24 protein-coding genes are annotated in these 22,023 nt (G+C 60.0%); 11 read left to right on the top strand and 13 right to left on the bottom strand.

Going from position 1 to position 22,023, the window contains the following annotated elements:
- Nucleotides 1-16 precede the first annotated feature (16 nt).
- Nucleotides 17-1,339 (bottom strand): putative porin, encoded by a 1,323-nt coding sequence (locus JJD66_RS09425; protein ID WP_003193136.1) that lies wholly within the window; start codon nt 1,337-1,339, stop codon nt 17-19.
- Nucleotides 1,340-1,624: 285 nt separating this feature from the next.
- On the opposite strand from JJD66_RS09425, the gene JJD66_RS09420 reads away from it, so the two are divergent.
- The 3 genes from JJD66_RS09420 to JJD66_RS09410 all read left to right on the top strand — a co-directional run bounded on the left by JJD66_RS09420 (nt 1,625) and on the right by JJD66_RS09410 (nt 3,331).
- Nucleotides 1,625-2,749 (top strand): GNAT family N-acetyltransferase, encoded by a 1,125-nt coding sequence (locus tag JJD66_RS09420; protein ID WP_200648013.1) that lies wholly within the window; start codon nt 1,625-1,627, stop codon nt 2,747-2,749.
- Nucleotides 2,750-2,826: 77 nt separating this feature from the next.
- Nucleotides 2,827-3,105, top strand: coding sequence for a BrnT family toxin (locus tag JJD66_RS09415; RefSeq protein WP_003193132.1), 279 nt, complete (start codon nt 2,827-2,829; stop codon nt 3,103-3,105).
- Entirely contained in the window at nt 3,083-3,331 is a 249-nt protein-coding gene (locus JJD66_RS09410) for a BrnA antitoxin family protein (RefSeq protein WP_032895852.1), read from the top strand. The genes JJD66_RS09415 and JJD66_RS09410 overlap by 23 nt, the downstream gene beginning before the upstream one ends.
- Nucleotides 3,332-3,479: 148 nt before the next feature.
- On the opposite strand, the gene aqpZ is transcribed toward JJD66_RS09410, so the two are convergent.
- The 5 genes from aqpZ to JJD66_RS09385 form a co-directional block, all read right to left on the bottom strand.
- A complete protein-coding gene (gene aqpZ, locus JJD66_RS09405) occupies nt 3,480-4,181 on the bottom strand; it encodes an aquaporin Z (RefSeq protein ID WP_054920241.1) in 702 nt (233 codons plus the stop codon).
- A 175-nt stretch (nt 4,182-4,356) separates the two neighbouring features.
- Complete coding sequence (locus JJD66_RS09400; RefSeq protein WP_200648012.1) at nt 4,357-6,189, bottom strand: ABC transporter ATP-binding protein; 1,833 nt, start codon at nt 6,187-6,189, stop codon at nt 4,357-4,359.
- 82 nt (nt 6,190-6,271) lie between these two features.
- Entirely contained in the window at nt 6,272-6,835 is a 564-nt protein-coding gene (locus tag JJD66_RS09395; RefSeq protein ID WP_014719428.1) for a peptidylprolyl isomerase A, read from the bottom strand.
- 3 nt (nt 6,836-6,838) lie between these two features.
- Nucleotides 6,839-7,642: an alpha/beta fold hydrolase gene (locus JJD66_RS09390; protein WP_054920239.1), complete on the bottom strand. Its 804-nt coding sequence runs from the start codon at nt 7,640-7,642 to the stop codon at nt 6,839-6,841.
- A 14-nt stretch (nt 7,643-7,656) separates the two neighbouring features.
- Nucleotides 7,657-8,580, bottom strand: a complete 924-nt coding sequence (locus JJD66_RS09385) for a LysR family transcriptional regulator (protein ID WP_003193120.1) — start codon at nt 8,578-8,580, stop codon at nt 7,657-7,659.
- 49 nt (nt 8,581-8,629) lie between these two features.
- Between JJD66_RS09385 and JJD66_RS09380 the strand changes: the two genes are divergently transcribed.
- The 3 genes from JJD66_RS09380 to JJD66_RS09370 all read left to right on the top strand — a co-directional run bounded on the left by JJD66_RS09380 (nt 8,630) and on the right by JJD66_RS09370 (nt 10,768).
- Nucleotides 8,630-8,944 carry a 3-phosphoglycerate kinase gene (locus JJD66_RS09380; RefSeq protein WP_034128295.1) on the top strand — a complete coding sequence of 105 codons (315 nt, stop codon included), beginning with the start codon at nt 8,630-8,632 and terminating at the stop codon, nt 8,942-8,944.
- Between the two features lie 151 nt (nt 8,945-9,095).
- Nucleotides 9,096-9,695 carry an FMN-dependent NADH-azoreductase gene (locus JJD66_RS09375; RefSeq protein ID WP_044275035.1) on the top strand — a complete coding sequence of 200 codons (600 nt, stop codon included), beginning with the start codon at nt 9,096-9,098 and terminating at the stop codon, nt 9,693-9,695.
- Nucleotides 9,696-9,898: 203 nt separating this feature from the next.
- Nucleotides 9,899-10,768, top strand: a complete 870-nt coding sequence (locus JJD66_RS09370) for a carboxylate/amino acid/amine transporter (RefSeq protein WP_034136149.1) — start codon at nt 9,899-9,901, stop codon at nt 10,766-10,768.
- Here the strand turns inward: JJD66_RS09370 and JJD66_RS09365 are convergent.
- The gene (locus JJD66_RS09365; protein ID WP_200648011.1) at nt 10,725-11,753 is read right to left on the bottom strand and encodes an NADP-dependent oxidoreductase; all 1,029 of its coding nucleotides are present in this window, start codon (nt 11,751-11,753) and stop codon (nt 10,725-10,727) included. The two genes, JJD66_RS09370 and JJD66_RS09365, sit on opposite strands and share 44 nt — an antisense overlap.
- Nucleotides 11,754-11,814: 61 nt before the next feature.
- Nucleotides 11,815-12,603 (bottom strand): SDR family NAD(P)-dependent oxidoreductase, encoded by a 789-nt coding sequence (locus tag JJD66_RS09360; protein ID WP_200648010.1) that lies wholly within the window; start codon nt 12,601-12,603, stop codon nt 11,815-11,817.
- A gap of 125 nt (nt 12,604-12,728) precedes the next feature.
- On the opposite strand from JJD66_RS09360, the gene JJD66_RS09355 reads away from it, so the two are divergent.
- Nucleotides 12,729-13,295: a TetR/AcrR family transcriptional regulator gene (locus JJD66_RS09355; RefSeq protein ID WP_034128300.1), complete on the top strand. Its 567-nt coding sequence runs from the start codon at nt 12,729-12,731 to the stop codon at nt 13,293-13,295.
- Nucleotides 13,296-13,311: 16 nt separating this feature from the next.
- Here JJD66_RS09355 and JJD66_RS09350 read toward each other — a convergent pair whose 3' ends face one another.
- On the bottom strand, nt 13,312-14,604 hold the full coding sequence (locus tag JJD66_RS09350; RefSeq protein WP_200648009.1) for a mechanosensitive ion channel family protein: 1,293 nt from the start codon (nt 14,602-14,604) through the stop codon (nt 13,312-13,314).
- 192 nt (nt 14,605-14,796) lie between these two features.
- Here JJD66_RS09350 and JJD66_RS09345 point away from each other — a divergent pair, with 192 nt between their 5' ends.
- On the top strand, nt 14,797-16,143 hold the full coding sequence (locus JJD66_RS09345; RefSeq protein WP_003193110.1) for a DEAD/DEAH box helicase: 1,347 nt from the start codon (nt 14,797-14,799) through the stop codon (nt 16,141-16,143).
- 47 nt (nt 16,144-16,190) lie between these two features.
- On the opposite strand, the gene JJD66_RS09340 is transcribed toward JJD66_RS09345, so the two are convergent.
- Nucleotides 16,191-16,466, bottom strand: coding sequence for a hypothetical protein (locus JJD66_RS09340; protein WP_200648008.1), 276 nt, complete (start codon nt 16,464-16,466; stop codon nt 16,191-16,193).
- Nucleotides 16,467-16,619: 153 nt separating this feature from the next.
- Here JJD66_RS09340 and JJD66_RS09335 point away from each other — a divergent pair, with 153 nt between their 5' ends.
- From JJD66_RS09335 to JJD66_RS09325, 3 genes are all read left to right on the top strand, one after another.
- Nucleotides 16,620-17,009, top strand: coding sequence for a hypothetical protein (locus JJD66_RS09335; protein ID WP_034128303.1), 390 nt, complete (start codon nt 16,620-16,622; stop codon nt 17,007-17,009).
- A 126-nt stretch (nt 17,010-17,135) separates the two neighbouring features.
- Complete coding sequence (locus JJD66_RS09330) at nt 17,136-18,851, top strand: copper resistance system multicopper oxidase (RefSeq protein WP_200648007.1); 1,716 nt, start codon at nt 17,136-17,138, stop codon at nt 18,849-18,851.
- Nucleotides 18,852-18,861: 10 nt separating this feature from the next.
- Nucleotides 18,862-19,689, top strand: coding sequence for a copper resistance protein B (locus tag JJD66_RS09325; protein WP_200648006.1), 828 nt, complete (start codon nt 18,862-18,864; stop codon nt 19,687-19,689).
- Between the two features lie 13 nt (nt 19,690-19,702).
- Here JJD66_RS09325 and JJD66_RS09320 read toward each other — a convergent pair whose 3' ends face one another.
- The 3 genes from JJD66_RS09320 to JJD66_RS09310 form a co-directional block, all read right to left on the bottom strand.
- Nucleotides 19,703-20,569 (bottom strand): DUF6279 family lipoprotein, encoded by an 867-nt coding sequence (locus tag JJD66_RS09320; protein ID WP_200648005.1) that lies wholly within the window; start codon nt 20,567-20,569, stop codon nt 19,703-19,705.
- Between the two features lie 66 nt (nt 20,570-20,635).
- A complete protein-coding gene (locus JJD66_RS09315) occupies nt 20,636-21,358 on the bottom strand; it encodes a TorF family putative porin (protein ID WP_057976196.1) in 723 nt (240 codons plus the stop codon).
- 212 nt (nt 21,359-21,570) lie between these two features.
- Nucleotides 21,571-21,750: a hypothetical protein gene (locus JJD66_RS09310; protein ID WP_003193095.1), complete on the bottom strand. Its 180-nt coding sequence runs from the start codon at nt 21,748-21,750 to the stop codon at nt 21,571-21,573.
- Nucleotides 21,751-22,023: the final 273 nt, after the last annotated feature.

Raw genomic sequence — 22,023 nt, 5'->3', positions numbered from 1 at the left:
TCCTACATGTTAAGCGTTAGAACTTGGCTTCAGCATCCAGCTGCAAGGTGTTGGTATCGGCATCCCGCTGGGTCCGGCTGGCGAAGTCAGCCTTGGTCAGGAAGTAGGTGGCGCCAATGGCGAAGTTCTTGTCGATGTCGTAGCTGACTTTCATCTTGTGACCGCGCGAGCCGGTGGTGCCGTTGGCGAAGTCCGAATCGGTGAAGGCGCCTACGACAGCATTACGTTGAACGTCGCGGTAGTTGTAGTCCAGGTTCAAACCGAACACCTTGGACTTGGCACCCAGCAACCAGGCGGTGTCCTGGTCGGTCACCGCATCGTTGTTTTTCACGTATTGGCCGTAGAACGACAGCGGCACGGCCAGGCCACCGATGTCTGCTTGCGCAAAGCCTTCGTACAGGCGGAATTCATTGTTGGCCGAGTTGCCGTTGACCGCCAGTGCGCAAGGCGTGGTGGTGGTTGTGCAGCGGCTGTCCTCGTCATTCTTGTAGGCGTAGATACTGCCGCCCAAGGTCATTTTCAGGTTGTCGGTGACCGAGAACCGCGTGCCCAACTGGCCGGACGTCAGGCGCAGGTCATGGCGAAATTGCACGCCGTCACCGTCCACGTTGTCCTTGAGGTTGTAGTTACCCAGGCTGCCGAACAGCTCAGCGCTGCTACCCAGTGGGTATTTGTAGGTGACGGCCAGGCCTTCAGGGTTGATGTCGCTATCCCAGATCACATCGCCCATGTTCACCCACGGCTGCAGCATCTTGCCGCCGATCACGTGCAGGTTCTTGATCTGGTCCGGGTGGTAGTCGATGTAGCCGAGGTCCAGCCAGATCGACTTCTTATCGAAGTAACCATCCTGGTCCTGGTTGGTGGAGCGTGCATCATCGCCGCCGCCGGTGGCGATACGGATACCAGTGTCCACTTGCGGGTTGATTTCGGTGTAGGCACCCAGGCGGGCACGGATACGTTGACGGTCCTTGTCACGCCCACCGTTGTTGGGCTCGCCGTCGATCTTGATGGTTTCCTGGCGGAAGCGCACGTCACCCTTGAACTGGGTCTTGGCTGCCCAAGCCAATTTCTGGTCGAAGCTGCTCAGCTCGTTGGTTTTTTTCGCAGTGGCCGCGATCTGCTCGTTGGTCTCTTGTTGAGCCTGGCGTGCGATCTGCTGCTCTTTCTGATCCCTGGCCAGTTCCATTTGCAGTTCGGTGTACTGCGCCGCGGTGATCTGGCCGTTGGCCTTGAGCATGTCGAGCAATTTAGCGTCGACTGCAGCGCTGGCCGGAACGCTCAGTGCCAGCAACAGGCCGCCACACAGGACCGCCGCAGTTTTAGTGGAAGCAAGACGCATATCAATCTCCGAAAGTGAGGAGGGAGGGCAACACCCTCCAGGACACAACCGACCCATGACGGACGGAAAAAATGTCGCCCGGTAGACCCGGACGCTCTAAAAACTGGCGTCAGTATCGCGACCGTTTATGACGGAGTAGTGGCTAAGTGATTTCATCTAGATGACAAATCGTTACGCTACGGAACTAAGGGTTTTGACGTCTGTCCGCGTGTTTTGAGGATGTGTGCGCGGCTGTGATCAGCGATACTCCCCAGGTTTTCATGCCAAGAAACGATGAGGATGCCGATGCCGCTGCAACGCCTGGACAGCCTGTCCGATATCGCTGCGCACACGTGGGATGCCCTGATGCCACAGGCCCAGCCGTTTATGCAGCATGGGTTTCTCAGTGCGCTGGAAGACAGCGCCAGCGTCGGCCCGCATTCGGGCTGGCAGACGGAGCACTTGCTGCACTGGGAAGGCGACCGGTTGATGGCGGCATTGCCGGGTTATCGCAAATGGCATTCTTATGGCGAGTACGTGTTCGATCACGGCTGGGCCGACGCCTGCGAGCGCGCCGGCATCGACTATTACCCCAAGTTGCTGACGGCCGTGCCCTTCAGCCCGGTCGGTGGGCCGCGTGTGTTGGCTGCCAGTGCCGCAGACGCTTTCGAATTGCTCAATAGCCTGCCGGGGTATCTGGAGATCGAAGGCCTGTCGAGTGCCCATATCAACTTTACCGATGCCCTCGCCGATGAAGCCATGGCCCAACACCCCGGCTGGTTGCAACGCCTGGGTTGTCAGTTTCATTGGCAGAACCGTGGTTACCGCGACTTCCAGGATTTCCTTGACGCCCTGAGTTCACGCAAGCGCAAACAGATGCGCAAAGAGCGCGAACAAGTGGCAGGGCAGGGTATCGAGTTCGAGTGGTTGCAAGGCCATGAGCTGAGCGAATCCCAGTGGGATTTTGTTTACGCCTGCTACGCCAACACCTACGCGGTGCGTCGGCAATCGCCCTACCTGACCCGCGCATTTTTCAGCCTGTTGGCTGAGCGCATGCCCGCAGCCATACGCGTAGTCTTGGCCAAACAAGGCACGCGCCCGGTGGCGATGGCCTTCAGCCTGATCGGTGGCGACAGCTTCTACGGCCGCTACTGGGGTTGCCTGGCGGAGTTCGACCGCCTGCATTTCGAGACCTGTTTCTACCAAGGCATGGACTACGCCATCGCTCACGGCCTGCAACGCTTCGATGCGGGTGCCCAGGGTGAGCACAAATTGATTCGCGGGTTTGAGCCGGTGATTACGCGGTCATGGCACTACCTGCGCCACCCTGGGTTGAAGAACGCTGTGGAAGATTTTCTTGAGCGTGAACGGGTCGGGATTCTGGCGTATGCCGAAGAGGCGAGGGCGGCCCTGCCTTATCGGCAGGTCTGAACCATCGGTCTGGCAACCCTGCTGACTAACAATAAAACCGCTAATCTGTATGTACAGACGTACATACAGGATGTGTCATGCATTTTGAGTGGGATGAATCTAAGAACAAAGCCAATATTTCTAAGCACGGCATCGACTTTAACGACGTCCCAGATATTTTTCGGCATCCAATGCTGGCCTTGCGCGATGATCGGGCAGATTATGGCGAAGAGCGTTGGATCAGTATTGGCTGGATCAAATTGTTAATGGGTGTGGTCGTATATACCGAGCGGTGTGGTGATGTGATCCGTATCATATCTGCGCGAAAAGCAACCAAGAAGGAGGCCAAATACTATGACGCAAACATCGAAAACTGATTGGGAGCGCCTGGCCAACATGAATGATAAAGAAATCGACACCAGCGATATTCCTGAGCTGGACGCCGAATTTTTTCGACGCGCCGAGTTACGTGTTCCGGTGAAGCAGGCCGTGACCATTCGACTGGATGCCGATGTTCTGGAGTGGTTCAAAGGCCAAGGCACCGGATATCAGACACGTATTAATCAATTGTTGCGTCAGTACATGCAAGCCCACCAAGGTTGAAGCGCATTCAATTGAAGTCAGCCAGTAAAACACCCTGTAGGAGCGAGCTTGCTCGCGAAGAACGTGCAGACGACGCGGGTTTACAGCTGTAAGCACTGCGTCACCGTTGGCGTTTTTCGCGAGCAAGCTCGCTCCTGCAGGGATTGGGTCAAGCGGTTTTTTCTGTACCCAACCATCGGTACGTAATGCCGCCGATCACCGCGCCGAGGATCGGCGCGAGCCAGAACAGCCACAATTGCTGCAGCGCCCACCCGCCGACAATCAACGCAGGCCCTGTGCTGCGGGCCGGGTTGACCGAGGTGTTGGTCACCGGGATGGAGATCAGGTGGATCAGCGTCAGCCCCAGGCCAATGGCGATGGGCGCGAAGCCTGCCGGGGCTCGACGGTCGGTGGCGCCAAGGATGATCAGCACGAACATCGCCGTCATCACCAGCTCACAGACAAAGCCTGCCGCCATTGAATAACCACCGGGTGAATGCTCGCCATAACCATTGCTTGCCAGCCCGGAGGCCAGTTCGAACCCGGGTTTGCCGCTGGCGATGAAGTACAGCAGTGCGGCGGCGATGGCGCCACCGATCACTTGCGACACGATGTAGGCCGGCAACTCCCTGGCCGGGAATCTGCCGCCGACCACCAACCCCACCGAGACGGCCGGGTTAAGGTGACAGCCGCTGATATGCCCGATGGCAAATGCCATGGTCAGCACCGTGAGCCCAAAAGCCAGGGACACGCCGAGCAGGCCGATGCCGACGTTGGGGAACGCTGCGGCCAACACCGCACTCCCGCAGCCACCCAACACCAGCCAAAACGTACCCAGTCCTTCCGTTACGGAACGTTTGAACAGTGACATGAACACTTCCTTAGATTGCTCTATCTGATTAACGGTCTGTGTGGCTTCCCTGCTGCCTTAAATCAGGGCCCTCCTGGGGCCTGATTGCAGTACAGCAGGATTGTGTCGCAAGACCAGCCAGATAGAGAAAGCTGTCAGAATTGTTCGGAATTGAGCGGGCCTTTACCCAGCAAAATCAGTCTATGCCGACAAAACCCTCGGTCTGATGCTGCCATAACCGCGAATAAAGCCCGCCGTATGCCAGCAACTCGGAATGGCTGCCGCTTTCGGCAATCTGGCCTTTTTCCAGCACCACCAGGCGGTCCATTCGTGCGATGGTCGACAACCGGTGTGCAATCGCGATCACCGTCTTGCCCTGCATCAGGGTTTCCAGGCTCTCCTGGATCGCCGCTTCCACTTCCGAGTCCAGCGCGGAGGTGGCTTCGTCCATGATCAGGATCGGTGCGTCCTTGAGCAGCACGCGGGCGATAGCGATACGTTGGCGTTGCCCGCCGGAGAGTTTCACCCCGCGTTCACCCACATGGGCATCCAGCCCGGTGCGGCCCTCGGAATCCGACAGCAGCGGGATGAATTCATCGGCGCGGGCCTTGTGCACCGCCGCCCACAGTTCTTCGTCTGTCGCGTCGGGCTTGCCATACAGCAGGTTGTCGCGGATCGAGCGGTGCAGCAACGAGGTGTCTTGGGTGATCATGCCGATTTGTGCGCGCAGGCTCTCCTGGGCGACCTCGGCGATGTCCTGGCCGTCGATGAGGATGCGCCCGCCCTGCAGGTCGTAAAGGCGCAGCAGCAGGTTGACCAGCGTCGACTTGCCCGCGCCGGATGGGCCGATCAAGCCGATCTTTTCCCCGGCCTTGATCTCGAGGTTGAGGCCGCCAATGATTCCGCTCTTCTTGCCGTAGTGGAAGTCCACTTGCTCAAAGCGTACCTGGCCGTGGGGTACCGTCAGGCGCGGAGCGTTTTCACGATCGATAACGGCCTGTGGCTGGGCGATGGTCTTCAGGCCGTCTTGCACAATGCCAATGTTTTCGAAGATGCCGTTGACCACCCACATGATCCAGCCGGACATGTTGACGATGCGGATCACCAGGCCGGTGGCCAGGGCAATCGCGCCCACGGAAATCAGCGACTGGGTCCACAGCCACAGGGCCAGGCCAGTAGTGGTGACGATCAGCAGGCCGTTCAGAATACAGATCACGGTGTCCATGCTGGTGAGCACGCGGGCGGCCAGTTGGGTTTTTTCGGTCTGCTCGATGATCGCTTGCTTGGCGTATTCCTGTTCGTTCTGCGTATGGGCGAACAGCTTCAAAGTGGTGATATTGGTGTAGCCGTCGACGATTCGGCCCATCAACTTGGAGCGCGCCTCCGAGGAGACCACCGAGCGTTCTTTCACCCGAGGTACGAAGTAACGCAGGGCCAGGCTGTAGCAAACGATCCAGGTGATCAGCGGAATCATCAGCCGCCAGTCGGCCTCGGCAAACAACACCAGGGCACTGATGGCGTAGATCGACACGTGCCAGATAGCCTCCGCGGTCGCCACCGCCGAGTCACGCAAGGAGTTGCCGGTTTGCATGATCCGCTGGGCGATGCGCCCGGCGAAATCGTTTTGAAAGAAATTCAGGCTCTGCTTGAGCACGTAGCTGTGGTTCTGCCAGCGAATCAGGCTGGTCATGCCAGGGTTGATGGTCTGGTGCACCAGCAAGTCATGCAGGCCGTTGAAGAGCGGGCGCAACAACAGAGCGACCACGGCCATCCAGATCAGCTCGGCGCTGTGGATCTGGAAAAAATTCGCTGGTGGCGTGCCCTGGGCCAGGTCGATGATGCGGCTCAGGTAGCTGAACAACGCAACTTCGATCAGGGCGCCGACCAGCCCCACCACCAGCAGTGCGGCGAAGCACGGCCACACCTGGCGCAGGTAATAAAGATAGAAGGGCAGGACTTTTTCGGGAGGGGCCGCGCTGGGGGCGTCGCGGAAAATATCGATCAGTTGTTCAAAACGACGATAGAGCATTGGGTTTGACGCCCGCCGGGCGGGCTCTCCTTTCAAAGGTGCACGGTGCCATGCGGGCACCGTGCAAAGCTGCCTGCAGACCTCAGTCGATGCGCTTGGCCGACTTGATGATCACAGGATCGATAGGCACGTTCTGCATGCCTTGCTTGGTGGTGGTCTGGGAGTTGACGATGATGTCGACCACGTCCATGCCCTTGACCACTTTGGCGAACACGGCATAACCGGCATCGCGGCCCGGGTCGAGGAAAGCATTGTCGGCCACGTTGATGAAGAATTGGCTGGTGGCCGAGTTCGGGTCATTGGTGCGAGCCATGGACAAGGTGCCACGCACGTTATGCAGGCCATTGCTGGCTTCGTTCTTGATCGGTGCTTCGGTCGGCTTTTGTGACATTTGCTGGGTGAACCCGCCGCCCTGGACCATGAAGCCGGGGATCACGCGGTGAAAGATCGTGTTGGTGTAGAAGCCCTTGTCGACATAGGCCAGGAAGTTCTTGGTGCTGATCGGCGCCTTGACCGGGTCCAGTTCGATTTCAATCTGGCCGTTGGTGGTGTCGAGCAACACGTGTGGCGCCTTGGCCGGCTCGGCCGCCATCAGGTTGGCAGCGAACAGGGCGGAACCGGCAAAGAAGGCGATTTTTTTCAGCATGGGTCAGTGATCCTGGGTAGTGGTTTCGACGGTCTTTAGAAACTCGAGCAAGGTCGCGTTAAAGACCTCGGGTTGATCCAAGGGCGTGGCATGGCGGGAATCTTCGATGACCACCAGCCGCGCATCGGGCAGCAGTTTTACATAGATTTCTTTCTGCGCCACGGGGGTGTAGTCATGGTCGGCGCTGATGACCAGGGTTGGACAGGCAATTCTCGACAGTTGTTCCTGCACGCCCCAGCCCACAATGGCGTCGAAGCTGGCGAGATAAGCACGTTTGTCGTTGCTTGCCCAGCGTTCGGCCATCTTGCGGCGCAGGTCGGCCTGCTCAGGTTTTGGGAACAGCCGATCGCCCAAGGCCTTGCCGATGGTGCCCAGGCTGAGCACGCGGGCCAGGGTCCAGCGTTTGGCCCACTGCCAATAGTCGTCGGCACTGCGCACCTTGACCTCAGGCGCGCTGTTGACGATGCACAGGCTCTTGACCCGCAGGGGTTCATCCACCGCCAGTTGGAAGGCGATCATGCCGCCCATGGATAAACCCACCACGTGGGCCGCTGGCAGGTCCAGGTGTTCGATCAGGGCGACCAGGTCGAAGGTAAACCCTTTGATGCTGTAGCGCTCCCGGGGTTTGTCCGAGCGACCATGGCCGCGCACGTCAACCACGATCAGGCGGTAGTGGCGGGCGAGTACCGGTATTTGCAGTTCCCAATCCTGGCTGCTGGAGCCCAGGCCGTGGATCAGGATCAGGGGGTTGCCATGGCCGTATTCCTCGTAATGCAGGCTGCAGCCTTCATGATCGAACCAGGCCATGGATGAACTCCGTTTCAGGCTTGTTGGGGAGCGGCGAAGGGCGCGTCCAGGGGAGCGGTGTCAAAGGTGCGCAGCAATTCCACGAGGATCTGCGTGGCGGGCCCCAAGGGTTTGTCTTTGTTGGAGTACAGGTAAAACGTCGGGTTGCGACTGCCACCTTTTTCCAGGGGAAGCTGCTTGAGCACGCCTTCCTTGAGTTCGCGCTCGATCATGTGCCGGGGCAGCCAGGCAAAGCCCAGGCCGCTGCCGACGAAGGTGGCGGCGGTAGCGAGGCTGCCGACAGTCCAGCGCTGTTCGGCGCCGAGCCAGCCGACGTCGCGCGGTTGTTGGCGGCCCGAGTCACGGATCACCACCTGCATCTGGCTCTCCAGGTCGTGGAAACTCAGCTCACGGTTGAGGCGATGCAGCGAGTGATCGGGGTGGGCCACGGCGACGAACTCCACATCGCTCATTTCCGTGCCCAGGTAGCCCGGGATGATAAACCCGCAAATGGCCAGGTCCGCCATGCCGTCGAGCAGCAACTCTTCGACGCCGGACAGCACTTCTTCGCGCAGGCGCACCCGGCAGCCACGGCTTTGGGGCATAAAGGCGGTCAGCGCGCGAACGAGGCGTGCGCTGGGGTAGGCGGCATCCACCACCAGGCGCACTTCGGCTTCCCAGCCCTGCTCCATGTGATGGGCGAGGTCTTCCAGTTGGCTGGCGTTTTTCACCAGTTGGCGGGATCGGCGCAGCAGCACTTCACCGGCCTCGGTCAGCACCGCCTTGCGCCCGTCGATACGCAGCAAGGGGACACCGAGTTGGTCCTGCATGCGCGCTACGGTGTAGCTCACTGAAGATTGCGAACGGTGCAGCGCTTCGGCGGCTTGGGCAAAGCCGCCATGATCGACCACGGCTTGCAAGGTGCGCCATTGATCGAGGGTAACGCGGGGCGCTTTCAAGATGAGCTCCTCTTGTCCTAAGCTGGCGGTCCTTATTGGAGACTGCCGAATGAGAAAATTGTGTTGTGTGTTGCTGGCGCTGCTGCCGATGAGCGCGTTTGCCTACCCTATCGACGTGACGAAAAAGATCGATGGCGTGAGCATTGATTACACCGCCTCCGATGTGGACGGCGACATCAGTTCGATCCAGCTGAACAACTACGGTACCCAGGACGCGGTGTGCAAGGTTACCTTCACCAACGGCCCGGAATCGCCACGCCGTCGCACCGTGACTGTGCCGGCAGGCAAAAGCACCAACACCACGGTCAAGTTCAACCGCGCCATCATCAAGATGCGCATTGCCTTGGACTGCGCGCCAAAATAAAGCAGTAGCGGAGTGCGCCCACAGGAATACTCCGCTTATAAACGAATTTATAGATGGGTTGTAGCAGTTTTTTGCGCTTTTTTATCGAATAGGCCCTGGTTAACCTTCTCTCCATCGACTTACAGCAATTACCGATGGAGCCTACGAAGCCATGTCCAATGTTCTGATCATCGAAAGCAGTGCGCGCCAGCAGGATTCCATTTCCCGCCAGCTCACCCAACAGTTCATCAGCCAATGGCAAGTCGCCCATCCGGCAGACCACATCACCGTGCGCGACGTCGCGCTCAATCCGGTACCCCACTTGGATGCCAACCTGCTGGGCGGTTGGATGAAACCGGCGGAGCAGCGTAACGACGACGAACAGGTGTCCCTGGACCGCTCCAACGAGTTGACTGACGAACTGCTGGCCGCCGACGTGTTGGTGATGGCCGCGCCGATGTACAACTTCGCTATCCCCAGCACCCTCAAAGCCTGGCTGGATCACGTGTTGCGGGCCGGTGTGACTTTCAAATACACCGCCACTGGGCCCCAGGGCCTGTTGACCGGCAAGCGCGCCATCGTGCTCACCGCACGCGGCGGTATTCACACGGGTGCCACCTCGGATCACCAGGAACCGTACCTGCGCCAGGTCATGGCATTTATCGGCATTCATGACGTTACCTTCATTCACGCCGAAGGCGTCAACCTGGGCGGCGACTTCCAGGAGAAGGGCGTCAATCACGCCAAGGCACTGCTGGCCCAGGTGGCCTGAGGCGTTAATCGTCAGATAATCCCGTGCTGCTTATATAGCCCCACGCAAACCCTTCAAGTACGCGTATCGAACCTCCCTTTGCACTTTTTGCTCCTGAGTGCTCCTGCCCGACTGCCGCTTTAGCGAGGTCGGGTTTTTTTTGCGCCGAGTTTCTTCAACCCCAAAAAAGCTTTAATGTCGCGCCCATTCGAAACGAGGCGCGCATGGGCTATCTACTGGTTGTCACCCTGATTCAGGCATTTTCCTTCAGCTTGATCGGCGAATACCTCGCCGGTCACGTCGACAGCTACTTTGCGGTGCTGGTGCGCGTGGTGCTGGCCGGGCTGATCTTTATCCCGCTGACGCGCTGGCGCTCGGTGGAGCCCGCGTTCATGCGCGGCATGTTGGTGATCGGTGCATTGCAGTTTGGCGTGACCTACGTCTGCCTGTACCTGAGCTTTCGCGTGCTGACGGTGCCGGAAGTGCTGCTGTTCACCATCCTCACGCCGCTGCATGTGACCCTGATCGAGGACGCGCTTAATCGCCGCTTCAATCCCTGGGCGCTGGTGGCGGCCCTGGTGGCGGTGGGCGGTGCGGCGGTGATTCGTTTCGATCAGATCACCCCGCACTTCCTGATGGGGTTCTTGCTGCTGCAATTGGCCAACTTCACCTACGCCGCCGGGCAAGTCATGTACAAACACCTGGTGGCGCGGTATCCCAGTGACCAGCCGCACTTCCGGCGTTTCGGTTATTTCTACCTGGGCGCCTTGTTGGTGGTGTTGCCGGCGTTCCTGCTGTTCGGCAAGGCTGACTTCCTGCCGCAAGCGCCGCTGCAATGGGGTGTGCTGGTGTTCCTCGGGTTGGTCAGCACCGCGCTGGGCATGTACTGGTGGAACAAGGGCGCCTGCCTGGTCAATGGCGGCACCCTGGCGGTGATGAACAACCTGCATGTGCCGGTGGGGTTGCTGCTGAACCTGCTGATCTGGAACCAGCACGAACCGCTGGGCCGTTTGGCCCTGGGCGGTCTGGTGATTCTGGGGGCGGTTTGGATCAGCCGGCTGGGTGTGCGTCGGGCGGTGCCGTCTCCATCGTGATCACCACCTTGCCCTTGGCGCGGCCTTGTTCGACATAGTCCAGGGCCGCCGCTGTGGATTCGAACGGAAAGGCACGGTCGATAACCGGCCGGAGACTGCCGGACTCGACCAGCGCGGTGATTTCATCCAGCTGTACGCCACTGGCATGCATGAAGACAAACTCATAGCTCACGCCTTGCTTGCGTGCTTTCCTGCGGATACCGCTGCTCAACAGGCCCATGACCAGGCCTAATAACCATGGCAGGTTCTGGGCGCGGGCGAAGGCGGGCGTCGGCGGCCCGGAGATGGAGATGAGCTGACCGCCGGGCTTGAGAATCTTCAGTGACTTGGCCAGCGCATCCGGGCCGAGGCTGTTCAGTACCACATCGTAATCCCGCAGCACGGCCTCGAAGGCTTGCTGTTTGTAGTCGATCACTACATCCGCGCCCAACGCCTTGACCCACTCCACATTGGCGGTGCTGGTGGTAGTGGCGACAAAAGCGCCCAAATGCTTGGCCAGCTGGATGGCGATACTGCCCACCCCGCCTGAGCCCGCATGAATGAACACCTTCTGGCCTTTCTTCAGCTTCGCGGTTTCCACCAGCACCTGCCACGCCGTGAGCGCGACCAGGGGCAGGGACGCGGCTTGCTCCATGCTGATGTTGGTGGGTTTGCGCGCCAGTGCGTCTTCGTGCACGGCAATCCGCTCGGCGAAGGTGCCAATACGTTGCTGGGGCGGGCGAGCGTAGACTTCGTCCCCCGGCTTGAAGCGTCGTACCGCAGCGCCGACGCTGAGCACCACGCCGGCCAGGTCGTTCCCCAGTGTCAACGGCAACGCATAGGGCAGGATCAGTTTGAATTCGCCCTTGGCGATCTTTGCATCCAGCACATTAACGCTGCTGGCCCGCACCTGAACCAGCACGTCATGTTCACCCACAACAGGCGCGGGGGCCTCGATGAGGCGGCCGGGCTGCTTGCCGTACCGTTCGATGGAAAATGCCTTCATGGTTCAACGCTCGTTGCTTCGGTGAGAAGGGCAGGCGCGGAGCACGCCTGCTACCGGTTGATCAGGCGTTGACCAGGTAACGCTCGGCAACCTGGGACTGCTTGATCTGCGCCAGCAAGCCTTGCCGCGCAGCCTGCAACGCGTCCCAACGGGCGCCATCCTGCAACGGTGGAATGGTTACCGGCTCGCGGCGGTCGAAACCGACCAGCGCCGCGTCCACCAGATCACCCACTTCCATCACGTCCGTGAGGGTGTTGATATCAATGCCCGCACGCTCCCAGATCTCGGTACGCGTGGCAGCGGGCAGCACGGCTTGCACGTACACGCCTTTGGGCGCCAGTTCCAGGCTCATGCCCTGGGACAGGAACAGTACGAACGCCTTGGTCGCGCCGTACACCGTCATGCCGAATTCGGGGGCCAGGCCTACTACCGAGCCAATGTTGATGATAGCGCCGTTGCCGACTGCCGCCAGGCGCGGAGAGATTGCACTGGCCAGGCGTACCAGCGCCGTGGTGTTGAGGGCGACCAACTGCGCGACGCTTTCGGTGGACTGTTCAATAAAACTGCCGGACTGCGCGGCGCCTGCATTATTGACTAGCGTGCCAATGCTGGCGTCATCGCGCAGGCGCGCTTCAACTGCGGCAAGGTCAGCGCTTTGGGTCAGGTCGGCCGGGAGGATATCAACGCTGACGGCGTGGTGCTCACGCAGCCTGGCGGCGAGCGCTTCCAGGCGCGCGATGTCACGGGCCACCAATACGAGGTCGTGGCCGCGTGCGGCAAAACGTTCGGCGTAGGCGGCGCCAATGCCGGTCGAAGCGCCAGTGATCAGAACGGTGTTGGAAGTGCTCATGGTGTGATGCTCTGTGAGTGCGAGGAGTTTTTATGATGTCGATCATAATCAAAGCTGTCAACGGTTTTGATTGTGATCGACATCATAGTAATATGCCTATCTCGCAAGCTGGCAGGACCACAGACATGAAGATCACCAAGGCGCAATCACAGAGCAATCGGGCCCATATCGTCGCGACAGCTTCCGAGCTGTTCCGCGAGCGGGGGTTCGATGGGGTGGGCGTGGCCGAGTTGATGGCTGCGGCCGGTTTTACCCAAGGCGGCTTTTACAAGCACTTCGGTTCCAAGGCGGACTTGATGGCGGAAGCAGCCGCCAACAGCCTGGCGCAGTCACTGGCCGACAGCGCGGAGATGGAGGTGGAGCAGTTTTTCGAGGTTTACCTGTCCAGGCAGCACCGCGACCATCGCGGCGGCGGATGCACATTGGCGGCGTTGTGTGCCGATGCCGCCCGTCAATCGGACACGCTGAAGGCGACCTTTGCCGACGGTTTGGAAAATACCCTGCAGGCCCTGGAAGCAAAGTACAACGCAGCTCATGAGACGCCACAAGAAGGCGTGCGCGCAAAAATGCTCGACAGCATGGCCCATGCCATCGGCGCAATCATGCTGTCGCGGGCGTGCCCGGATGATTCCGCACTGGCCGATGAAGTGCTTGAGGTTTGCCGCAAGGAGATTACGGCGTCACTGCCGTAATCCCGTTTGCATCACCTCATGCCGTTTCGGCGACGGACACCTGCGTGGCCCCGGCCAATGCCGGCAGCACGCCGGCGCGCAGGTCATTACCGCTCGGCTGCTGATACAGGCTTAGCCCGAACTCCGGCAACACCGCCAATAGATAATCGAAGATATCGCCCTGGATCCGCTCGTAATCGCCCCACGCGGTGGTGCGGGTAAAGCAGTAGATCTCCAGCGGCACGCCCTGGGCGGTGGTTTGCATCTGGCGCACCATGCAGGTCATATTCGGCTGGATGTCCGGGTGGCTTTGCAGGTATGCCAGTGCGTAGGCGCGGAAGGTGCCGAGGTTGGTCATGCGCCGACGGTTGGCCGACAGTTGCGCGCTGTGGCCCTGAGCCTCGTTCCAGGCCTTGAGTTCGGCCTGCTTGCGGCTGATATAGCCGCTGAGCAAGTGCACCTGGGTCATGCGCACTTCTTCCTCGTCGTTCAGGAAGCGTACGCCGCTGGCGTCGATGTACAGGCTGCGCTTGATACGGCGCCCACCGGAGGCCTGCATGCCACGCCAGTTCTTGAACGACTCGGACATCAGGCGCCAGGTGGGGATGGAAACGATGGTTTTGTCGAAGTTCTGCACCTTCACCGTGTGCAGGGTGATGTCCACCACATCGCCATCGGCACCCACCTGGGGCATTTCGATCCAGTCACCGACGCGCAGCATGTCGTTGCTGGTCAATTGCACACTGGCGACGAACGACAGCAGCGTGTCCTTGTACACCAACAGAATCACCGCCGACATCGCACCCAGGCCCGACAGCAGCAACAGGGGCGAGCGGTCGATCAGGGTGGCGACGATGATGATCGCGCCGAACACGAACAGCACCATTTTCGCCAGTTGCACATAGCCCTTGATCGAGCGGGTGCGTGCGTGTTCGGTGCGTGCGTAGATATCCAGCAGCGCGTTGAGCAGGGCACTCATGGCCAAAACCATGAACAGAATGGTGATCGCCAGGGCGACGTTGCCGATAAACAGAATGGCGGTCTTGCTCAGGTCCGGCACCAGGTACAGGCCGAACTGGACCACCAGCGATGGCGTCATCTGCGCCAGGCGATGGAAGACTTTGTTATGCCGCAGGTCGTTCAGCCAGTGCAGGGCCGGCTGCCGGCCGAGCAATTTGACCGCGTGCAGGATGAGGTAACGGGCGACCCGTCCCACCACCAGTGCCACCACCAGCAACACCAGCAAGCCTAGGCTGGAATGCAGGACCGGGTGTTCATCGAGGGCGCCCCAAACGTCTTGGACGTTGAGCCAGAGCTGTTTGATATCCATGAGTGAACCGATTCTTCTGTAAGACAACACGGGGCGATTAGAGCATTTAAGTGCAACAAAGTTGACGCTCTGGACAAAATCGCTGACAAAAAAGCAGCTGATTAGCCCCGTTCGCGTAAAGAAACTCGGTTTGGGCGCCCGAAACCGGTAACCTATGCAGCTGATATTTTGTATTTCTTCGAGGTAGCACCCGTGTTTTCCCAATTCGCCCTGCACGAACGCCTGCTTAAAGCCGTGGCCGAGCTTAAATTTGTCGAGCCTACGCCTGTGCAAGCAGCGGCCATCCCGCTCGCACTGCAAGGGCGTGACCTGCGGGTGACGGCGCAAACCGGCAGCGGCAAGACCGCCGCTTTCGTCCTTCCGGTACTTAACCGCCTGATCGGCCCGGCCAAAGTGCGCGTCAGTATCAAGACCCTGATCCTGCTGCCGACCCGCGAGCTGGCCCAGCAGACCCTGAAGGAAGTCGAGCGCTTCTCGCAGTTCACCTTCATCAAGTCCGGCATCATTACCGGTGGCGAAGACTTCAAGGTCCAGGCCGCGATGCTGCGCAAGGTACCGGACATCCTGATCGGTACCCCAGGGCGCATGATCGAGCAGCTCAACGCTGGCAACCTCGACCTCAAGGAAGTCGAAGTGCTGGTGCTCGACGAAGCCGACCGCATGCTCGACATGGGCTTTGCCGATGATGTGCAACGTTTGGTCGGTGAGTGCGTCAACCGCCAGCAGACCATGCTGTTCTCCGCCACCACCGGTGGTTCGACCCTGCGCGATATGGTCGCCAAGGTGCTGAACAACCCTGAGCACTTGCAGGTCAACAACGTCAGCGACCTGAACGCCACCACGCGCCAGCAGATCGTCACCGCTGACCATAACGTGCACAAAGAACAGATCCTGAACTGGTTGTTGGCCAACGAGACCTACCAGAAGGCCATCGTGTTCACCAACACCCGTGCCGCCGCCGACCGTATCTACGGGCGCCTGGTTGCGCAGGAATACAAGGCGTTCGTGCTGCACGGCGAGAAAGACCAGAAGGACCGCAAACTGGCCATCGACCGTCTCAAGGCGGGCGGCGTGAAGATCCTGGTGGCCACCGACGTGGCCGCACGCGGCCTCGACGTCGACGGCCTGGACCTGGTGATCAACTTCGATATGCCCCGCAGCGGCGACGAATACGTGCACCGTATCGGCCGTACCGGACGGGCCGGCAATGATGGCCTGGCTATCTCGCTGATCTGCCACGGCGACTGGAACCTGATGTCGAGCATCGAACGCTACCTGAAGCAGTCGTTCGAGCGCCGTACCATCAAGGAAGTCAAAGGCACGTACACCGGGCCGAAGAAGGTCAAGGCGTCGGGCAAGGCCGTTGGCGTGAAGAAGAAAAAGACCGACGCCAAGGGCGACAAGAAGAAAACCGGCGCCAAGTCGCCGACCAAGCGCAAGATCGCCAACCGGCCGAAGACCGACAACCTGTCGCTCGTCAGCAAGGACGGCATGGCGCCGCTCAAGCGCCGCAAGCCAGAAGCTCCGGCTGCCGAATAAGCAGGCGGGCATCAAAAAACCGGACGATGTCCGGTTTTTTTTCGCCATCAGTTTTTAGTCTTGGCGGCCGCTTCCTTGAGCTCCTTGAGCCGTGCATCGATAAACTGGCACTTGTCAGGAAACTCGGCGCTTTCGGTATCCAAGTCCATCTTCTGCAGCTGGTCATTCATCTCCTTGGCCTTGGTCGGGTCCTGCTCTGTGAGCTTGGTCACTTCCTTGGCCAGCTCCTCCCGCTTGGCCGTGGCCTCCTCAGGCGTGCAGGCCCAGGCGGGCAGGGCGCTCAGCAGCGTGGCGGCGAGGGTCAGCTTCATCAAGATTTTCATGGTCGGACTTCCTTGGCAGTGATGTGCAGTTGAGGCGGCGAACCTCTGGAAAGTTCAGAGAAATGACGCCCGTCCGTTCGGTTGAACGGCCAGTGCTGGAGCGTGTCACTCCCTTAGACGGGCTAACTCCATCGGCCTGCAGGAGGAATCAGGATGACGACTTACAATTGGGATCTGATCGAACGTCTGCTGCATGAAGTGCAGAACGGCGAGGGCAGCTTTGCCCCGCGCAAATACGCCGAACAGGAAGCCGCCGAGAAGGCGACGGCCGGCGAGGACACTGGCAACCTGGACGCATTGAAGAAGACCGCTGCCGATTACGAGGCGCTGCTGTTCAAGCGTGGCTTTATTGAGTCGCGGCCTGAAGAAGAGGGCGGCAATGGTGAGAATTTCATTCTGACGGCGCTGGGTGCGCAATTGCTGGCGCTGATCGACAGTTCGATTCCGGGCAATGATCATCCACGTCAGGTGTTGGATGAGCAGGAGGACGCGCTTGATCCGGCAACGTTCGCTGAAGTGGCCTCAAAAGCCCAGATCGCCTGATCTTCTTATGCCCCGGCGCCCCCGAGGGAGCCGGGTGAACCTGTCGAATCGGTAATCTGCCGCTAAGGTTGCTGACAGCCGGCGACTCCTAATCTGCAGCCATTCAACTCACGGACTTGAATCGGCATGCACTCCACAACCTCCAGACGCACATTCGTCAAAGGCCTGGCCGCAGGCGGCCTGCTGGGTTGGCTCGGGCTTTGGCGCCCCCCTGTGTGGGCACTGACCAGCCCCGGCCAGCCCACGGTGCTCGCCGGCAGCGAATTTGACCTGTTTATTGACCAGACTCCCGTCAACCTGACCGGCCGTGCGCGCACCGCGTTGACCGTCAACGGCAGCCTGCCCGGCCCGCTGTTACGCTGGCGCGAAGGCGACACCGTGACCCTGCGCGTGAAAAACCGCCTTGACGAGCCCACCTCGATCCACTGGCACGGCATCCTGCTGCCATCGACCATGGACGGCGTGCCCGGCCTGAGCTTCAAGGGCATCGAACCGGGTGGCCTTTACGTTTACCAGTTCAAGGTCAAGCAGCACGGCACCTACTGGTACCACAGCCATTCCGGACTTCAGGAACAGCAGGGCGTGTATGGCCCGCTGGTCATCGACCCCAAGGAACCCGAGCCGTATACCTACCAGCGCGATTACGTGGTGATGCTGTCGGACTGGACCGACGAAGACCCCGTCGCCCTGATGAAAACCCTCAAGAAGCAGTCCGATTACTACAACCTGCACAAACCCACCGTGGGCGATTTTATCCGGGATGTGGGCAAACAAGGCTGGTCGGCCACGGCTGTCGACCGGCTGATGTGGGCGCAAATGAAGATGAACCCCACCGACCTTGCGGACGTCAGCGGCGAGACCTACACCTACTTGCTCAACGGCCAGCCGCCGGGGCAGAACTGGACCGGAGTGTTCAAGGCGGGGGAAACGATTCGCCTGCGTTTTATCAATGGCTCGGCGATGACCTATTTTGATGTGCGCATTCCAGGGTTGAAGATGACCGTCATCGCCGCGGATGGCCAGCCGGTAAAGCCGGTAAGCGTCGACGAGTTCCGTATCGCCGTGGCGGAAACCTACGATGTGCTGGTCGAGCCTGTGGCAGAGGCCTATACCCTGTTTGCCCAGTCCATGGACCGCACAGGCTATGCCCGTGGCACCCTCGCCCGGCAGATGGGTGCGACCGCCTCAGTACCGCCGCTTGATCCGCGCCCGTGGCTGACCATGGAGGACATGGGTATGGGCGGCATGGACCACGGTGCCATGGCCGATATGCCGGGCATGGAAGGCATGGATCACAGCGCCATGGGCGCGATGGCGATGCAGAAACACCCCGCCAGCGAGCAGAACAGCCCGCTGGTAGACATGCAGGCGATGAGCCCGGTGCCCAAGCTGGACGACCCTGGAATCGGCCTGCGCAACAACGGCCGCCGCGTGCTCACCTATGCCGACCTGCGCAGTACCTTTGAAGACCCCGATGGCCGCGCCCCCTCGCGCACCGTCGAATTGCATCTCACCGGGCATATGGAAAAGTTCGCCTGGTCGTTCAATGGCGTGAAGTTTTCCGATGCCGAGCCCTTGCAACTGACTTATGGCGAGCGCGTGCGGGTGGTGCTGGTCAACGACACCATGATGGCCCATCCGATTCACCTGCATGGCTTATGGAGCGATCTGGAGGACGAAAACGGCCAGTTCCAGGTGCGCAAGCACACCATCGACATGCCACCGGGCTCCCGGCGCAGTTACCGTGTCACCGCTGATGCCTTGGGGCGCTGGGCCTATCACTGCCACCTGCTGTACCACATGGAAATGGGCATGTTCCGTGAGGTGCGCGTGCATGAATAAGGAAGCGAGCATGAACCGTTGCGTTCTACCCGTTTGCATCGCCTTCGCCGCGCTGGGGTTCGTCCCATGGGCGTTGGCGGCCGAGGATGAATTTCAGAACATGAGCCCGGCGACGTCCGTGCTGACGCAAAGCCGTACGCCGATTCCGGCGCTGACCGACGCAGACCGCGCAGCGGTGTACAACGCGCCGGGGGGGCATCAGGTGCACGACAGCGGCGTGAACTCGATGCTGCTGATCAACCAGTTGGAATGGCAGGGCGGCGACGGCAACGCGCAGAGTTGGGACATCAAGGGTTGGGTCGGCGGTGACATCGACCGGCTGTGGCTACGCAGTGAAGGCGAACGCAGCGCCGGCCGCACTGAAAGCGCCGAAGCCCAAGCGCTATGGGGGCACGCTTTCAGCCCGTGGTGGGATGTGGTCGGCGGCGTGCGCCAGGACTTCAAGCCCGGTGCCAGCCAGACCTGGGCGGCCTTTGGCCTACAAGGCATGGCGCTTTACAACTTCGAGGCCGAAGCCACGTTGTTTGTCGGCGAATCGGGGCATACCGCCGCACGCCTTGAGGGTGACTACGACATTCTGCTCACCAATCGCCTGATCCTGCAGCCCACCGCAGAACTCAATTTTTACGCGCAGAACGATCCGCAACGCGGCGTTGGTTCGGGCTTGGCGGAAAGTGAGCTGGGCTTGCGTCTGCGCTACGAAGTTCGCCGCGAGTTTGCGCCTTATGTCGGGCTCAGTTGGAACCGCACTTATGGCCAGACCGCGCAATACGCACGGGAAGACGACGAAGACGTTAACCAATTGCACTGGGTGGTTGGCGTGCGCCTATGGTTCTGACCGCAAACATGCATCAAGACTGTGCGCTTTTCAGGCATTTGAGCGCCTGGAAGTCGCTGCGGACCTTGTCGATTTTCTGGGTGAGTTTCAGGCGCTGCGCTGGTGAGCTTTGGGCCATCACATCGATGAGCAAGCTGCGCGCGGCGGCTTCGGTCTGTGCGTAGGCGGCGCGGTATTGTGGGGTCCACAGGCTTTCGCGATCGACCAGCAGTTGTTGGATTTTCTGTGGGAAATCGGCACTGTGGCGCTGTTGCAGCGCCTCGATAAATTGCGCCTGCCAATGGGCGCGGTTGCCGATCCACGCTTGGTTTTGCGCGCCCAACTCGGCCGACCAGGCCGTCACGCGGTTTTGCTGGCCAGGGCTCAACGGGCCAATCCAGGCGTCCAGGCGCTTGCTCATGCGCTGGGCGCGTTCCTTGATTTGCTGGGCCAGCGGCGGCTTGAGGTATTCGTCCTGGCGTTTGCGCAGGTCCTTGGCCAGGGCGTCGCTCATGTCCTTGACCTGCTGATCGTCCAGGCCTTGCAGCAATTGCACGGCTGAGGGCGTGATTTCCCGCGCAATCTCGGCAATTGCCTGTTTGGCTTCGACTGTACGGGTTTGCAACGCGGCGTCGGTAACTTGGTTGCTGTCGACCATCTGTTGCAGGCGGTCGAGCCAGTCCAGGTAGCCAGGCAATTGCGTGGTGCAGTGCCAGGCCAGGTGTTCCTTGAGGGTGTCGTTGAACCAGCTCTTTTGCCCGGCATTCATGTCCAGGTAGTCGTTGAGGGTCCAAGGGATGATCACGTCGAGGTTACGGTAGGCCAGGCCCACGCGATTGCAGCCGGCGAGCACCAGGCTCAGGGTCAGCAGTACCATCAGGAGTTTGAGCCGGCGCAACATGGGCAGGTCCTTGCATGGAGGGCGTTAATGCATGTGAACCTGCGCGGGGTGCGACAGTTCAGCCCATCAATAAAACGACCGCGCGGCCTTCAAGGTCAACAGCCCGTCACATTGCGAATTGTGTCCGGAGTAGGCCGAGCAGTCACTGCCGCTGAGGCTGGAGCCGCTGTAGATCAGGTCCAGGTCAATGCCTTTCCAGGCCCGGGAAAACTGTACCGACCAATCGCTGAAACTGCTGATGGCGCCGTTCTCTACCGAGACCGGTGTGCCCAGTTGATGGGTGGTGTACTTCATGCTGACGCCGATGCCGAAAGGCTGGGTGCCGCCCAGGTCTGCAAACAGGGTGCTGTCCTGGCGGTCGGGGTCGTTGCTGAAAGACACGCCAAAGCGATTGCCCAACAGGTTCAGCCCGCCGTAGAACTCTTGGCTGTCGAGGGGGCTGAGCTTGGGGTAGCTGTAGTGGATCAAGCCGACTTCATAGCCCAGGGTCTGGTCGAACGGACGCTTGAAGCCCATATAGGAGTCGACTTCAAGGTTATTGGCCGACGACAGGCCCATGTTCGGGGAAAACTGGCCGAAATACAGGCCGCTGTCGTGGGTAAGGTCCAGGCCTCCGTGGAACGAGTCGCTGCCAGGGGCGGTCGGCTTGACCAGGCCCTGGGCCATGGTGCGGCTGGGGGTTGTACCTAATTTCAGGTCGAAGTCACCCAATTCGCGCTGGAAGATATGCGCTTCGGCCAAAGGGCTGGCGACCAGGATGCTGACCACGAAAATACAGCGTTTAAGCATGCTTCACTCCATGAAAAGCGAGGAGCAGTAACGGAAAGATTCAGGCAGATGCCCGTGCTAGACGTGTGCAAGGATACCGGCGAATGCCAGGCATTGAGGCCCGTTCGTCGATTAGCTGCGTATTGAGGGTGTCGGGAGGGGGTGGCAACTCTAGTCCTAGCGCCTCGAAGGCAAGACGCTTAGGGACCAGATGCAGTGCGCGGGTATGACTATTACTTCTTGCCCAGGCTGATCTGCTTGGACGGGCCGAAAGTCTGGCCGCTCACGCCCTTGGCAATTTGCTGGATTTCGCCGCCGGACTTGAGGAACGCAGCAATCTGGCTGTTGATCGATTCGCTGGTTTCAACGGCGGGAGCTGGCTTTGCTTTGCTGTTGGATGCTTTTACACGCATGGCGGCCACTAACCTGTAGAAAATTAACTTGGCCAGCTATCGTACAGGAAATACTTGACAATTGCTTGGCAAATATCCCTCGAGAATAAATGCTCGCGGCTGGAAATAGCCGAAGTTCAGCGCTGAAATAAAGCGCTAACTTACTGTTTTAGCTGGAAACCCAAGGCGTGTGGACACGCTGATGGCCTGTTCAAAGTGAACCGAACGATCAGACGAGTGGGGCGATGCCACTGGAACGCCATGCCAGCCGCGATTTTTCAGGCGCGTGCGCGT

Source organism: Pseudomonas sp. MF6751 (assembly GCF_016613265.1).
Classification (GTDB): Bacteria; Pseudomonadota; Gammaproteobacteria; order Pseudomonadales; family Pseudomonadaceae; genus Aquipseudomonas; species Aquipseudomonas fluorescens_BV.
This window is presented reverse-complemented; position numbering and strand designations above follow the sequence as displayed.